This is a genomic window from Advenella sp. S44, from assembly GCF_002810445.1.
Classification (GTDB): Bacteria; Pseudomonadota; Gammaproteobacteria; order Burkholderiales; family Burkholderiaceae_B; genus Advenella.
Genome location: NZ_NEXS01000003.1, coordinates 1,218,982 through 1,233,435, shown reverse-complemented (window position 1 = coordinate 1,233,435; position 14,454 = coordinate 1,218,982). Strand labels below are relative to the sequence as shown.

14 protein-coding genes are annotated in these 14,454 nt (G+C 54.7%); 1 reads left to right on the top strand and 13 read right to left on the bottom strand.

Annotated features, from left to right (window positions below; genetic code table 11):
- Nucleotides 1–198 precede the first annotated feature (198 nt).
- A complete protein-coding gene (locus tag CAP48_RS09755) occupies nt 199–1,110 on the top strand; it encodes a tripartite tricarboxylate transporter substrate binding protein BugD (RefSeq protein ID WP_369806347.1) in 912 nt (303 codons plus the stop codon).
- Between the two features lie 254 nt (nt 1,111–1,364).
- On the opposite strand, the gene CAP48_RS09750 is transcribed toward CAP48_RS09755, so the two are convergent.
- The 13 genes from CAP48_RS09750 to acpP form a co-directional block, all read right to left on the bottom strand.
- Entirely contained in the window at nt 1,365–3,050 is a 1,686-nt protein-coding gene (locus CAP48_RS09750) for a mucoidy inhibitor MuiA family protein (RefSeq protein WP_100695962.1), read from the bottom strand.
- A 325-nt stretch (nt 3,051–3,375) separates the two neighbouring features.
- Nucleotides 3,376–3,963, bottom strand: a complete 588-nt coding sequence (gene recO, locus CAP48_RS09740) for a DNA repair protein RecO (RefSeq protein ID WP_100695958.1) — start codon at nt 3,961–3,963, stop codon at nt 3,376–3,378.
- Complete coding sequence (gene era / locus CAP48_RS09735) at nt 3,956–4,885, bottom strand: GTPase Era (protein WP_100695956.1); 930 nt, start codon at nt 4,883–4,885, stop codon at nt 3,956–3,958. The genes recO and era overlap by 8 nt, the downstream gene beginning before the upstream one ends.
- Complete coding sequence (gene rnc / locus CAP48_RS09730; RefSeq protein ID WP_100695954.1) at nt 4,882–5,634, bottom strand: ribonuclease III; 753 nt, start codon at nt 5,632–5,634, stop codon at nt 4,882–4,884. Before rnc ends, era begins: the two co-directional genes overlap by 4 nt.
- Nucleotides 5,634–6,440 (bottom strand): signal peptidase I, encoded by an 807-nt coding sequence (gene lepB, locus CAP48_RS09725; protein ID WP_100695952.1) that lies wholly within the window; start codon nt 6,438–6,440, stop codon nt 5,634–5,636. The genes rnc and lepB overlap by 1 nt, the downstream gene beginning before the upstream one ends.
- A gap of 11 nt (nt 6,441–6,451) precedes the next feature.
- A complete protein-coding gene (gene lepA, locus CAP48_RS09720) occupies nt 6,452–8,245 on the bottom strand; it encodes a translation elongation factor 4 (RefSeq protein WP_100695950.1) in 1,794 nt (597 codons plus the stop codon).
- A gap of 221 nt (nt 8,246–8,466) precedes the next feature.
- Entirely contained in the window at nt 8,467–9,927 is a 1,461-nt protein-coding gene (locus tag CAP48_RS09715; RefSeq protein ID WP_369806346.1) for a DegQ family serine endoprotease, read from the bottom strand.
- 66 nt (nt 9,928–9,993) lie between these two features.
- Complete coding sequence (locus CAP48_RS09710) at nt 9,994–10,971, bottom strand: MucB/RseB C-terminal domain-containing protein (protein ID WP_153045674.1); 978 nt, start codon at nt 10,969–10,971, stop codon at nt 9,994–9,996.
- Between the two features lie 20 nt (nt 10,972–10,991).
- Nucleotides 10,992–11,489, bottom strand: coding sequence for a sigma-E factor negative regulatory protein (locus CAP48_RS09705; RefSeq protein WP_100695944.1), 498 nt, complete (start codon nt 11,487–11,489; stop codon nt 10,992–10,994).
- 10 nt (nt 11,490–11,499) lie between these two features.
- A complete protein-coding gene (gene rpoE / locus CAP48_RS09700; protein ID WP_100695942.1) occupies nt 11,500–12,099 on the bottom strand; it encodes an RNA polymerase sigma factor RpoE in 600 nt (199 codons plus the stop codon).
- Nucleotides 12,096–12,587 carry a hypothetical protein gene (locus CAP48_RS09695; RefSeq protein ID WP_153045673.1) on the bottom strand — a complete coding sequence of 164 codons (492 nt, stop codon included), beginning with the start codon at nt 12,585–12,587 and terminating at the stop codon, nt 12,096–12,098. The genes rpoE and CAP48_RS09695 overlap by 4 nt, the downstream gene beginning before the upstream one ends.
- Nucleotides 12,571–13,800 carry a beta-ketoacyl-ACP synthase II gene (gene fabF / locus CAP48_RS09690; RefSeq protein WP_100695938.1) on the bottom strand — a complete coding sequence of 410 codons (1,230 nt, stop codon included), beginning with the start codon at nt 13,798–13,800 and terminating at the stop codon, nt 12,571–12,573. The genes CAP48_RS09695 and fabF overlap by 17 nt, the downstream gene beginning before the upstream one ends.
- A 172-nt stretch (nt 13,801–13,972) precedes the next feature.
- Complete coding sequence (gene acpP, locus CAP48_RS09685) at nt 13,973–14,209, bottom strand: acyl carrier protein (protein ID WP_024005532.1); 237 nt, start codon at nt 14,207–14,209, stop codon at nt 13,973–13,975.
- Nucleotides 14,210–14,454: the final 245 nt, after the last annotated feature.

Here is a 14,454-nt window from a genome sequence, read left to right as displayed (position 1 = left end):
TTTTTTCAATTGTTTTCATTGGTTTAAGGGTAATTATCTAGTGACGGCTTTCAAGAACCTGACTAGACTTGCCGTTGTTTCGTCCGCACGATTTCAAATCAATAAACAGAATACAGGAACCAAATGTTACACACACTGAAAAACGGCCGCCTGCTCGGCTCTATTGCACTGGCTTTCGCATTGTCGGCGGGGCCCGCCATGGCAGCAGACTATCCCGAACGTCCTATCTCCATGATTATTCCGTTCACTGCCGGTGGTCCCACTGATAACGTCGCCCGCTCTCTTGGCGAAGCCATGCAAAAGTCTCTCGGACAAACGGTTGTGATTGAAAATAAGGCCGGTGCCGGTGGAACCATCGGTACGACCCAGGTCGCCAATGCGAAACCTGATGGCTACAACGTACTACTGATGCATATCGGATTCTCCACAGCGCCCTCCTTGTACAAGCGTCTCGGTTACGATCCGGAAAAAAGTTTCCGACCCGTTGGCCTGGTCGTAGACGTGCCCATGACATTGGTGGCCCGCGCTGATTTTCCGGCAAACAATATGAAAGAGCTGGTTGAGTACCTGAAAGCCAATGAGGATAAGGTCACATTGGCCAATGCGGGCGTTGGGGCAGCCAGCCATCTTTGCGGCACCATGCTGATGGATACCTTGGGTGTGAAACTGCTAACCGTGCCTTATAAAGGCGCCGGCCCGGCAATGAACGATCTGCTGGGTAAACAGGTTGATCTGCTGTGCGATCAGACAACCAATACCACCCAGCACATCAAGGCTAAAACGGTAAAGGCCTATGCCATTACCAGCGACGAACGCAATGCCCAGCTGCCTGACCTGCCCACGATGCAGGAAGAAGGCTTTAAGGACTTTAACGTCGGTATCTGGCATGGTATGTGGGTTCCGGCCAAGACGCCGGACAATGTGGTGGACAAGTTGCAAACCGCACTCAAAGACGGTTTGGCCAGCCCCAGATTCAAGGAACGCATGGACGCACTGGGCGCCACGATCCTGACCGAACAGGCCACCCCGCAGGCTCTGGATGCCAAAGTCAAAGAGCAAATTCCAGTATGGGCCGAACTATTCAAGAAAGCAGACGTCAAGCCTCAATAAACGTTCCACACCGGCCTGATACATGCCGCCCGACACGGTTACGCGCACAAAAGGCCAGTGCTGCTGATTGAATTGCAGTAACGGTCGCAGGCCGTTGCATGAGAAAGCCGGAGTAAAAACTCCGGCTTTCTCGTTGATGCATGCTGATTCAACTTAGGTTACTGGGACGTTTGTTCTTGCGGGGACTTGCCTTCATAACCAGTGTATGAGTGGGGCGATTTCGCGCTTTTAGTCGCTGACCGGCTCTACGGCCCTCAGGGCAAGCCTTCAACGTCCAGGCTCTTGGGATACTGCACAGTGAACTTAAGAAGCACGGTGCGCTCTTCTGCGGCCGCCAGCGTCAACGTCTGTTCATAGCGTCCGTCCCCCTTCAGGGCGATACCGCTACCGGAGGGTTCCAGTCGCTTGATATCTATTTTTTCATCGGCTGAAACCGGGAACCTGTCGTGCAATACCAGTTCGACCGGCTGCTTGCGGTTGTTGCGGATGACGGTTTTGTATTCGTACGTCAGGCGTGTGCCGCTGCCGGTCAGACCGGTAGATTCCGTAAAACGCTGCAGCGGCTCGCGCTTGACGGAAATAGCCTGGTCCACGCCCATCGCCAATTCCAGTTTCTCTTTGGGAAAGACGGTTTTAATGTCCGAAGCCGCAATGAACTCATTATCAAAAAAAGCATTGACGCTACCGGCCAGCAACGGGAAGTCTTTTCCGTTGTTGATCTTCACAGTCGCAAATACGGCAGATGCCTTTGACGGGACAAGTTCATAAGACAGGTCGGCCGTTTCCGACAAGGTGGTCAATGGCACGCGCTGTTGCTGTCCGCCGGTTCTGATGGTCTGCTTGCCGGGAACTTCAAACGTTGTGTTGGTGCTGCCGGTGTTCGCATTGGCCGAGGCGTAGCTTGCGGAATCGGCCATCTCCATGGCAGGCGCTGCAGACCGCCTGGCCGACATCCGGGCTATTGGAACGGGCTTGGCTGGCGTTGCGACGTCTACCCGCCACGGCTGCAGTTGTGGTAGCGTGACACCTGTAACCGGTTGCGCAGTGGACAGGGTAAGGGCCACATCCGACCAGTCCTCTGACGTACTTTGGCTGACCTGGCCAAAATAATTCAGGGTAAGTTTGCCGCTGCCCGAGTCGTACCGTGCGTCATAAACCGGAGACCAGGCAGCACCGTTAACCACATAGCTGAGCACACTGTTTATTGTGGCCGGTTGCGCTGCGTTTAGCGTCACCACCACTTTGCGTGTTTCGTTCCTGGCGCTCGGTCTCAGCTGCTGCTGACGCTGCTTAAGCACTTTAATACGGGCCAGCAATTGCTCCTTTTGCACTTGGCGTTCACGCCGCGTTTGCATGGCCTTGAGTAAATTTTCTTCGGTAAATTTCATCAGATCGAGAAACCCATCGGTCGACAAAGCCGGCGCATCTTTGGTCTGCACGCTATGCCCGTTCTGATAATTGCGAATGAAATTGATCTGACTGTCAGCCACGTCGATCTGATCGTCCAGCCCCGCCACTTGTTTTGTGAGCGCATCGATCTGGCCGGCAACCTCATTCAGGCCGGCTGGCTCCGTTACCCGTTCATAGTCCGGCGTGCTGGAAACATGCAGAATTTGTAACCCGCCACCGGAAGCATTGGCATTGAACTGCAGCGAGTTCTCATCCATGTCAGCCGGCAAATTGGTAAAAACCAGTTCATGCTCACCGGCTGGAATCGGCTGGCTCGCGACCCGATGTACCAACGCGCGGTCCGGATAGACCGTGACACTATCGATGCGCGACACGGCGTCCAGTGTATCGGCGTAAACATGCGATACGGGCAAGGCGAACAGCAGCGCACCGGCCAGCACACGCAGTTGCAGCGCGTTGCACTGACGACGGCCAGACTGTCCCACGCCCCGGTGATAAGTGCGGTTAGATGCAAAAGGATGTTCACTCATAGATGCTCTCCGGAAGTCTTATTCGGAATCATAACCGAGGTTGACGCCGACCGCCGACGGCCCGCCGCAAAATATCGTATCTACTTTGGTGGCGTCAATATGACCCCATATGTGTATTCGTGTGATATTGATGCTTGCCCGAGGTCCAGGCTTATGAGATAGCGGTATTTGTGCGATATCTGCGCCTGCGCGATAACACCGCCTGCCCCATGTTGCCGGCTGAGTCAGGTTCATGCGTGAAAGCGCTCCTGACTTGCATCCGGCCCGTCGTCGTTGCGCGAAGACCTTGCTTCAGTACAAGCGGCGGGTCAATGACGCACCACGTTCAGTATTGTTTAAGTGACAACAATACATTCCGGGTCATCAGTGGTCGTTTTTCAAGGTGTTCATCAATGCGCTCGCGCAGCATGCGCCGCAGGCCGGGCTCGGCTGCCGGTTCGTCAAAATCAGGACGGACGCCCGGCACGCCATAGCCGGTTTCCTGAAGTAAAATCCACTCGAACCGGCGTAAGGAGCCCGAAGCGCGCTCGCCGGTCGCCAGTTGCTGCAGAGCCTGTCGATAGGCATCAAACAATTGTGGATGAGCATCTTCGCCCGGCAGCATACGCATCAGGAGTTCATTCATGTACCAGGCAGACATCAGTGATTTGCCTGTCAGGCCATGCAAGCCGGCCAGTTCAACGCGGGTGAGCGTCTTGACTTCGCCCTGCCCCGACCAGGACGCCAGCAGCGGTTCGAACGCGGAAAGCACCGGGCGCAGCACCGAATATGGGCGTTTGGCCCCTTTGGCGACCACAGTCACGATGCCGTAATCACGAGCAAACAGCCGGGCAATGAGCGAAGACTCGCTCCAGGCGGTTGCCTGCAACAAATAGGCGCTGGTCTCTTGTACCCGGCTGCTCCGTTTACTCATAGCCCAGGTCGCGCAGGGCACTTTCCTTTTCCGACCAGCCTTTACGCACTTTGATGTAGATTTCCAGAAACACCGGCTTGTCCAACAGGCCGGAAATATCCTGGCGCGCTTCAGTCGCAATGCGCTTCATATGCGTACCCTTGGCGCCAAGCAGAATCGGCTTGTGACTGTCGCGCTCCACGATCACGCAGGCCGCAATGCGGGCTGCGCTGTCGTCTTCGTCCCATTGTTCGATGACAACGGTACACGCGTAGGGTAGCTCGTCGCCGACCAGCCGGAAAATTTTTTCGCGGATAAGTTCTGCTGCAATGAACCGGATGGGTCTGTCCGTGAGCGCATCTTCTTCGAACATGAACTGACCTTCGGGCAAACGCTGTTCGATCTCAGTAAGCAAGGTATCAAGCTGCACGCTTTTTACCGCGCTCACAGGAACCACGGCATCGTAGGCAAACTTGCCCATGATACGGCTGACAAAATCAAACAGGGCGTTCTTGTTTTTGAGCGTATCGACTTTGCTGACAGCCAAGATGCATTTTTTTGACACGGGCAGCAGGGGTACGATCTGCTCGTCTCCCTCAGACCACTTGCCGGCCTCTACCACATGAACGATAACGTCAACCTCGGCCAGCGCTTGCGTGACGACGCGATTCATCATGCGATTCATTGTCCCGCCATGACGCGTCTGAAACCCTGGCGTATCAACAAACACAAACTGCGTATTGTCGCGCGTCAGAACGCCATGAATACGATGGCGGGTGGTTTGCGCCTTGCGCGACACAATGGATATCTTGCTGCCGATAAGCGCGTTGGTCAGTGTGGATTTGCCCACGTTCGGGCGTCCGACAACAGCGATAAAGCCGGTTTTTGACGGGGTATCGGGCGTGCTGCCCGATTCGTCGGGCACAATGGGTTCCTGGCTCATTTTTTCTCCTGTTCTACAGCAACCGGCAGGGTAAGTTGCGAGACCTTGCGCACCCGCTTTTTGGCATTGCCTTTGGGCAAGACCTTTTCCAGCGCATCGAGCATTTTGCGCGCAGCGGCCTGTTCCGCTGCCCTGCGACTGCTGCCGGTAGCCTGACTGCGCAAGTCCAGCTCGGCAATAAAACATTCGACCTCAAACTGCTGATCGTGGGCAGCGCCGCTGGTGGCGACAACGTTATAGACCGGCAGCGCAAACTTGCGACCCTGCAATACTTCCTGCAACAGCGTCTTGGCATCCTTGCCCAAGGTGTTGAAGTCTACCGAATCAAGCAACGGGGCGTACAATTTTTCAATGACCGCCTGCACCGTTGGCACATCGCTGTCCAGATAGATTGCGGCAAGAAGCGCCTCAAGCGCATCGGCCAGTATCGACGGACGGCGAAACCCGCCGCTTTTAAGCTCACCTTCCCCCAACTGCAGAAACTGCGGCAGTTCCAGCCGATGGGCAATATCGGCCAAGGTGGCCTGCTTGACCAGGCTTGCCCGGATACGGGATAAATCGCCTTCGTCTTCGCGTTGCAGGCGATGAAACAGAATGGCGGCCACAGTAAAATTGAGGATGGAGTCGCCCAGAAATTCAAAGCGCTCATTATGTGTCGCACTGTGGCTGCGATGCGTCAGTGCCTGGACCAGCAAGCGCTGGTTCTTGAACTGATAATCAAGCAGCCGTTCCAGTCTTGAAAGATTCATCACTTAAAGGAGCCGATGCGACCCAGATCGCCGAAGTTCATCCAAATGAAAAACGCCTTGCCCACAATATGGTTGTCTGGGACAAAACCCCAGTATCGGCTGTCCTCGCTGTTGTCACGATTGTCGCCCATGACAAAATACTGCCCTTGCGGCACCTTGCAGCGAAAGTCCGTGCCCATGTATTCGCAGTTTTCCCTGCCAGGGAAATTTGTCATGCCAAGCAGCGCGCCCATGCCGGGCATGTTCAAAATCGCATGCTGGTGCTCGCCCAGTTTCTCTTCAAGCGCTTCGGGCGAGCCGCTTTGCTGTGATGGATTGACGTAAGGCCCCACGCGGGTGACAGGCACTTGCTGGCCGTTGATGCTCAGGCGTTTGTTCTGGTAGAGCACTTCATCGCCCGGGACGCCCACCACGCGCTTGATAAAATCCATATCCGGATTGACCGGATAGCGAAACACCATCACGTCGCCCCGCTGCGGTGTATTGATCGGAATGATTTTCTGATCAATGATAGGCAGGCGGATACCATACGTAAACTTGTTAACCAGAATCATGTCGCCATTTTGCAGTGTTGGCAACATGGAACCCGACGGGATACGGAACGGCTCGAACAAAAACGATCGCAACACGAACACAAACAGGATGACAGGAAAAAAACTCAGGGAATACTCAATCCACCACGGACGATGCGCCTGTTCATCGTCACCGTAGCGGGCCAAGCGTTGCTTGCGAAAAACAAAAAAATCAAGCAGCTTTACCAAGCCTGTGATAACCAGCAGTGTAAACAGGATTAACGCAAAATTCATCTTTTACTTCCTTATTTGTCTTCAACCTGAAGGATCGCCAGGAATGCTTCTTGTGGAATTTCCACGCTACCTACCTGTTTCATCCGTTTTTTTCCGGCTTTTTGTTTTTCCAGCAATTTTTTCTTGCGTGAAATATCTCCGCCATAACATTTGGCAAGCACGTTCTTGCGCAATGCCTTGACGTTTTCACGCGCGACAATCTCGGCGCCGATGGCTGCCTGAATGGCAACATCGAACATTTGGCGCGGAATCAGCCCGCGCATTTTGGAAACCACTTCACGACCACGGTAACGGGCATTGGCACGGTGCACGATCATGGACAGCGCATCGACTTTTTCGTTATTGATCAATAGATCGACGCGGACGACATCAGCGGACCGATATTCCAGAAATTCGTAATCCATAGACGCATAGCCACGCGATACCGATTTGAGTCGATCAAAGAAATCGAGCACGATTTCGGCCAGAGGTATTTCGTACACCAGATGCACCTGGCGACCATGGTAGCTCATGTTGATCTGGTTGCCGCGCTTGGCGATACACAGCGTGATGACGGCACCAACATATTCCTGCGGCATGAACAGCGTCACGGTCACAATGGGTTCGCGAATATCGGTGATCTGGCCCACTTCGGGCATGCGCGAAGGGCTCTCGATGCTGAGTATTTCACCATCGTTGCGCTGGACCTCATACACCACCGTTGGCGCAGTGGTGATAATGTCCATGTTGAATTCACGTTCAAGCCTTTCCTGCACGATTTCCATGTGCAATAGGCCCAGGAAACCGCAACGGAAGCCAAACCCTAGCGCCTGCGAGACCTCAGGTTCAAACATGAGCGAGGAGTCATTCAGACGAAGTTTTTCCAGCGAATCACGCAGCTGGTCATATTCGCTGCTTTCTACCGGGTACAGGCCGGCAAACACCTGCGGCTTGACTTCTTTGAAGCCGGGTAGCGGCTTGCTGGCCGGCTTGGCGGCACTGGTGATGGTGTCGCCCACCTTGGCGTCCGCCAGCTCCTTGATACCGGCGATGACAAAACCGACTTCGCCGGCCGAGAGCAGATCGCGGGACTGGGACTTGGGCGCAAATACACCCAGTTGCTCACACGGGTGGGTGGCGCCGGTGGCCATGAACAGAATTTTGTCCTTGGGCCGCAGCACGCCGTTCTTGATTCTGACCAGCATGACCACGCCCACATAATTGTCAAACCAGGAATCGATAATCAACGCTTGCAAGGGCTCTTCGACACTGCCGACCGGAGGCGGCACTTTGGCCACGATCATCTCCAGGATCTCGTCAATGCCCTCGCCGGTCTTGGCGCTTGCCTTGATCGCCTCACTGGCGTCAATGCCGATGACGTCTTCGATCTCCTGGCGTGCTTCCTCGGGCTCAGCCGAAGGCAAATCCATTTTGTTGAGCACGGGAATGACTTCCACGCCCAATTCAATAGCGGTATAGCAGTTGGCGACCGTCTGCGCTTCTACGCCCTGGGTGGCATCAACCACCAGCAAGGCGCCTTCGCACGCAGATAACGAACGACTGACTTCATAGGAGAAGTCGACATGTCCCGGTGTGTCGATCAGATTCAGGTTATAAATCTTCCCGTCGCGGGCCTTGTAGTGCAACGCAGCGGTCTGTGCCTTGATGGTGATGCCCCGTTCGCGCTCAATCTCCATGGAGTCGAGCACTTGCTTGGACATCTCCCGGTCTGCCAGTCCGCCGCAACGGTGAATAAGGCGGTCCGCAAGCGTGGATTTGCCGTGATCAATATGGGCAATAATCGAGAAATTACGTATATGTTGCATAAAAAGCGCAAAAATGCAGTGCCGGCGGAAGACTCAATAGAGTTAGCACGCCTGTTACACCACAGTAAGGATGCCTGCGGCATCGGGAATGGTTGGGCTGCAGAGCCTGCACTCGGGCTGTGACCAGGCTCGGACATGTCGCGAGCCGGCCTGTCCCAGCGGTCCAGACTCAAAAAAGGGGCGCATGAAGCGCCCCTTGGCCTGCATATCGTATTGTAGCCTTATTTTGCAGGTGTTACAGGCACCCACTGGGTTAAATTATCACGCCGTATCAACAGCGCCGCCGCTTTGCCTTTTTCAAGCTTGCTCACGACTTCACGGAAGTGCGACACATCTTTGACGTCCTGGTTATTCAAGGCAAGAATCACGTCGCCAGGCTGGATGCTGGCTTCAAGCGCAGCACCCTTGACGTCCTTGACCAGCACACCGCCCTTGATCCGCATACGGCTTTGCAGCGAGGATGGGACAGACTCCACAATCAGGCCCAGGCGATCGGCTGCGCCGGCCTGCTCTTGAGGCTCGTTACTGTTAACGGCGTCGCTTGGCGAACTAGGGATTTCCGCAACCTTGACATTCAATGTCTCATATTTACCACGGCGCCAGACCTCCAGCGGCGAGTCTGACTCTGGCTTGGTCTGGCCTACCAGACGTGGCAGATCGGACCATTTTTTCACTTCTGTTCCATGGAACTTGGTAATAACGTCACCGGCCTGCACCCCGGCCTTGTCGGCAGGGCCGCCCTGCTCCACATTACTGACCAGCGCGCCAGCAGCCTTGGGCAAGCCGATGGCCTTGGCCACCTCTTCGCTCACTTCGCCGATCTGTACACCAATGCGGCCGCGCGTCACCTTGCCGGTGGCCTTGAGCTGTTCTACGACACGCATCGCTTCATCGATCGGAATGGACAGGGAAATACCCATGAAACCGCCACTTTGCGAGATGATCTGCGAGTTGATACCCACCACTTCGCCGGACAGATTGATCAACGGGCCACCGGAGTTGCCGGGATTGACCGCGACATCTGTCTGAATGAACGGCAGATACTCACCGGTATCCCGGTTAATCGCGCTCACAATACCCGAAGTGACTGTGGAATCCAGCCCGAACGGCGAACCAATAGCCAGGACCCACTGGCCTTTTTTCAGCGCCGTGGAATCACCGATTTTCAAAACGGGCAGATCATCGGCCTGGATCTTGATAAGCGCAATATCAGTGCGTTTGTCAGTGCCGATTACCTTGGCCTGGTATTCTCGGCCATCGTTCATGGTGACCACGATTTTTGAGGCACCATCGACCACGTGATTGTTGGTCATGATGTAGCCGTCTTTGGAAATAATAAATCCGGAGCCCACCCCGCGCGGCACGCTACGCTCTTCACCGCCACCACGTGGCGTGCGGCCCGGGCGTGGATCTCGGTCACGCGACGGCGGCATAAAATCCGGGCCAAAGAAAAAGCGGAACAAATCATCGGGGCTGTCGCCCGGGCCAAACCCCTGGGGGGCGCGCGTGGAGATTTTCTCCATGGTGCGAATGTTGACCACGGCGTTCTCGGTCGCAGCCACAATTGAGGTAAAGTCCGGCAGTGCCGTTACAGCGGTTGAGGTTGGCACCGGAGCGGCGGGCGCATTCTGCGCCAGCGCGGCTTGCGGCAACAGCACCGTTGCACTGCCCAGTCCGATCATTGCCGCGACGATAGCGGTCTGTAGCGGTTTTTTGACCTTGTTATTCATGAGTAGCCCTTTTCAGTTTTACTGTTTTGAAACAGGTTGAATGAATTTTGTCGAAACGGCCAGGTCTTTCAGCGTCGTCAGAGGGATGGCCCCGATGGCGGTAAGCCAGTAGTCATCAATACGCTGGCGAAAGACATTCATCGAACCCACCTTGGCATTACCTTGATTATTAAAGGTTTTTTCCGAATCTTTCACTTTCTGAAGAAACACTGAAATAGAAGACAGGCCGTCTGTAAGTATTAGTTGCTTTACGTCCCCTTTAGTTCCTTTGGGACGAACAATGCTCATGATAGGCGCAAAGCCCGCCGGATAACGGATCCGCCAGCCCTCCAGCATCAGGTCCACGGCCACCGGCTTGTGGGCGATGCGCTTCCACTGCGTGTAGTCAAACGACGATTTCAGATTGGCCGTATCGACATCGCTGCCCAAAGACAGGCCGGTAAATGTCACCTGCTCAATTACCGTTCCCTGCTCGTCCACGGTTTGAGACTTGAGCAGCAACCGGGATTTTTCATCAGCGCAAAACCGATAGCCGTAACGATCATCCAGCCGTGGATGCACCTCTATCATATCGCAAGGGCGACCTGCGACCCGGGTGCTGCCACGACCGGCACGAACGTCATAATATTTTTCGAGATTGTCGATAGGGCCGAGCAATAAGGCCGGAAAGCGATCCTTGCGCGGTTTGTCTACGATCACTATTTTTCTGGCGGGTATCAGGCTCTCAACAACGTTGTTATTGCGCAGGTACTCCTGGGCGTCCCCGTCCAGCACCTCCAGGCGCTCCTTGACGCCCTCGCCGTCAACCACATGCGTCACCCTGGAGGTAATCATGACATTGCCCTGCTGATACAGGAACGTTCCGCTATAGTCGGTGGTCTCTGCCGCTTTCTGTATCTGCATCAGCAGTTGCGCGGGCGTCACGGCCAATACCGGCCCACTGGGCGCCAAGGCGCATACCGCCAGCATGACGTAACGGGAACAACCTGATGTCAATCGCCGCCTGTCCTGTCTGATCACTGCACGTCCCCGATTTCATACGAGACCCGGCGCACCGGATAAGCGCCCACCATCTGGCTGTGTGCCGCGACGTAATCCTGAAACTCATTCTGCGGGATATCGGCTGGCGACGGCGATGGGCTGACAGCGAGCGTGGGCGTCGCTGGCGCGGCCACGTCCGCTTCAAAGGGATCGTTGAACCACACAAGTGCCGCCACAGCTGCAGCGGCTGCAATACCGGATGCTCCCCAGCGTAGGTAGCCCCGGCCAGGGCCGACATGATGCGTTGGTTCGGCAGCGATGAGCTTGCTGATCCGGGCATTGAAAAGATCGGAAGGCTTGATGGCCAGATGCTCGTTGCGCATCACGTCACCGATCAGATGATAGTTATCCCAAGTCTGGCGACCATAGGGCGTGTCGATTCTGGATGCATCAAATGTTTCGCATTCGCCATCCACCATTTCGGAGATGGATTCATTCCAGTCAATCGCAGAACGAGTCAGTTTGTTTTCCATTGTGTATTCCTTACCAGCGGCGATCCATAGCCTGTCCCATAACAGGCTTGAGCTTCGCCGCAATGGCTTCCCGTGCACGGAATATACGGGAGCGTACCGTACCAACCGGGCAGGCCATTGCCTGTGCAATTTCTTCGTAACTCAGGCCTTCCAGTTCTCTTAGCACAATTGCCATACGCAAGTCCTCAGGCAACGATTCGATCGCCTCGTTGACTGTTTGCACAATTTCCTGCGTTACCATGCTCGATTCAGGCGTGGCAATATCTATAAGATTGTCTGAATGGGAAAAAGTTTCACCGTCTTTGTTTTCGAGCGTATCCGGATAGCTGAGTTTACGATCCGAAGACGACAGCCAATTGCGGGCGGTATTGATCGCAATCCGGTATAGCCAGGTATAAAACGCGCTCTCGCCCCGAAATTGAGGAATGGCGCGGTACGCCTTGATAAACGTTTCTTGCGCGATATCCTCGACTTCGCTGTGACTGCCGATCATGCGGGCAAGCAGCCCCATGATCTTGCGCTGATACTTGAGCACCAGCAGATCGAACGCCTTCTTGTCGCCTTTCTGAACCCGCTGCACCAGCTCCCAGTCAACGTCACGCTCGCTCATATCGCATGCCTTGCTGCGCCGCCCTGGGTATTTGCCCATTGGGCAGACTGCACCAGTACGCAAAACCGCCGCCAGGCGTCAGGTGCCTGCCCTGAAGACCAGACGGTGACGATATTGGGAGGAGAAAGCGGAAAATAGGGATCGCGTAAAACCAGGGTAAACCAGAAAGGCCCCTGCCAGTACCGCAATAGCACGCGAGCAGTGCCGTGGCTGGGGTACTCTTGCGTGCCAAGGGGATAAAGCCGGTAATGGCCATCGGGTGTTACTTCAAGAACGGTATCTTTGTCGACCTGGCCATGGGTAACATGGCGGCGAGCGGCCAGGGCCAGCAGGAAAAACAAGACTGCCGCCTGGGGCCCGGCAATGCAAAGCATCGCCAAGGCGACAAGGATACCGCGGCAAACCGTAATGTAACCGGGTTGCCCGACACGAAGTCGAACCTGCCAGTGCCGGTTCAGGTCGTACTGCAAATCAGACCCGTCGAACAATCATGGACCCGTTGGTGCCACCAAACCCAAAAGAGTTCGATAGCGCCACATCAATTTTCATGTCGCGCGCGGTATTGGCGCAATAGTCCAGATTGCACTCGGGATCCTGGTTGACCAGGTTGATTGTGGGGGGCGAAATCTGGTGATGAACTGCCAGCGTGGTAAACACCGCCTCGATCCCGCCAGCCGCACCCAGCAAATGACCCGTCATGGATTTGGTGGAATTGATGACCGTTTTGTAGGCATGCTCGCCCAGGGCCAGCTTGAGCGCCTCGGTTTCGTTCTTGTCACCCAGGGGCGTAGAGGTGCCGTGCGCATTGACATAATCCACCTGATCGGCGTTAATTTTGCCGTTTTTCAGGGCATTCAGAATGCCGCGACGCGGGCCATCACGATCCGGCGCAGTAATATGGTGCGCATCGGAACTCATGCCATAACCGGCAAACTCGCCATAAATGCGAGCGCCACGGGCTTTGGCGTGTTCGTATTCTTCAAGCACCAGCACGCCTGCGCCTTCGCCCAGCACAAAGCCATCGCGATCAACATCCCAGGGACGAGAGGCCGCCTGAGGATCGTCATTGCGGGTAGACAGCGCCCGCATGGCCGCAAACCCGCCAATGCCTAGCGGAGACACGGTGGATTCAGCGCCACCGGCGAGCATGACATCGGCATCGCCGTATTCAATCAACCGGGCTGCATCGCCAATGGAATGCAAACCCGTTGTGCAGGCCGAGACGACCGCGTAAGTTGGCCCTTTGAGCCCGAGCATGATCGACACCTGACCAGAGATCAGATTGATAAGCGAAGCAGGAACAAAGAATGGAGAAATGCGACGCGGACCTTTGGCAAGGTACTCGGTCTGGGTCTCTTCAATGCGCTGAAGCCCGCCGATTCCTGAACTGACAATGGCGCCGATACGATCAGCGTTCTCGTCAGTCGCCGTCAAGCCTGCGTCTTTCCAGGCGTCGATACTGGCGGCGATGCCGTAATGGATAAAGGTGTCCATTTGCTTGGCTTCTTTGGCAGACAGGTATTGGGTGACGTCAAAATCGTTGACTTCACCCGCGATCTGCGCATTGAACCCGGAGGCATCAAAGCGTGTGATGCGGTCAATGCCGGAACGGCCGTTGACGATATTATCCCAGGCCAGCGGTACTGTATTTCCGACCGGGGACACAATTCCCAGTCCGGTGATGACAACGCGTCTTTTCACGGTTGGCTCCTACCCTATACTGAAGTAAATATGAATCAAAACCCTGAAATAAAAAAAGGGCCTGGAAAAGGTTTATACCGTCTGAATCCAGGGGATGAGACGTGAGCCACTTTCCAAAACCGCTTTCTTTATTGCAACCGGCTGCTTGCGCAGGCCGGTTGACCCGCACAAATTATGCTTTGTGAGAGTTGATATAGTCGACTGCCTGCTGAACGGTTGTGATTTTTTCAGCTTCTTCGTCAGGAATTTCTGTTTCGAACTCGTCTTCAAGCGCCATGACCAACTCGACCATGTCCAGTGAATCTGCACCCAGGTCGTCAAGAAATGAAGACTCGTTTTTGATTTCTGCTTCATTTACACCAAGTTGTTCTGCGACGATCTTCTTGACGCGTTGTTCGATGCTATCCATGTAAATCTCCAAAGGGGGAAAATCCCGCAATTTTAGCCAACTACAAACCGATTGCAAAAGGCTTTATGTGAAAAAAATATTTTAGCGAAACTGGTTTATGAAAACAGTAAAACTAAAACACAGTTTAAAAATAAACAACTGCTCTTTTACGTATCCTGCATTTTAGTAAAATTTCAGCTCTGTATAAGAAAAAGAACCCGACTGTCTCAAATTACCTGCCCTGCCTGCCTTGCCCCATGGGCTTA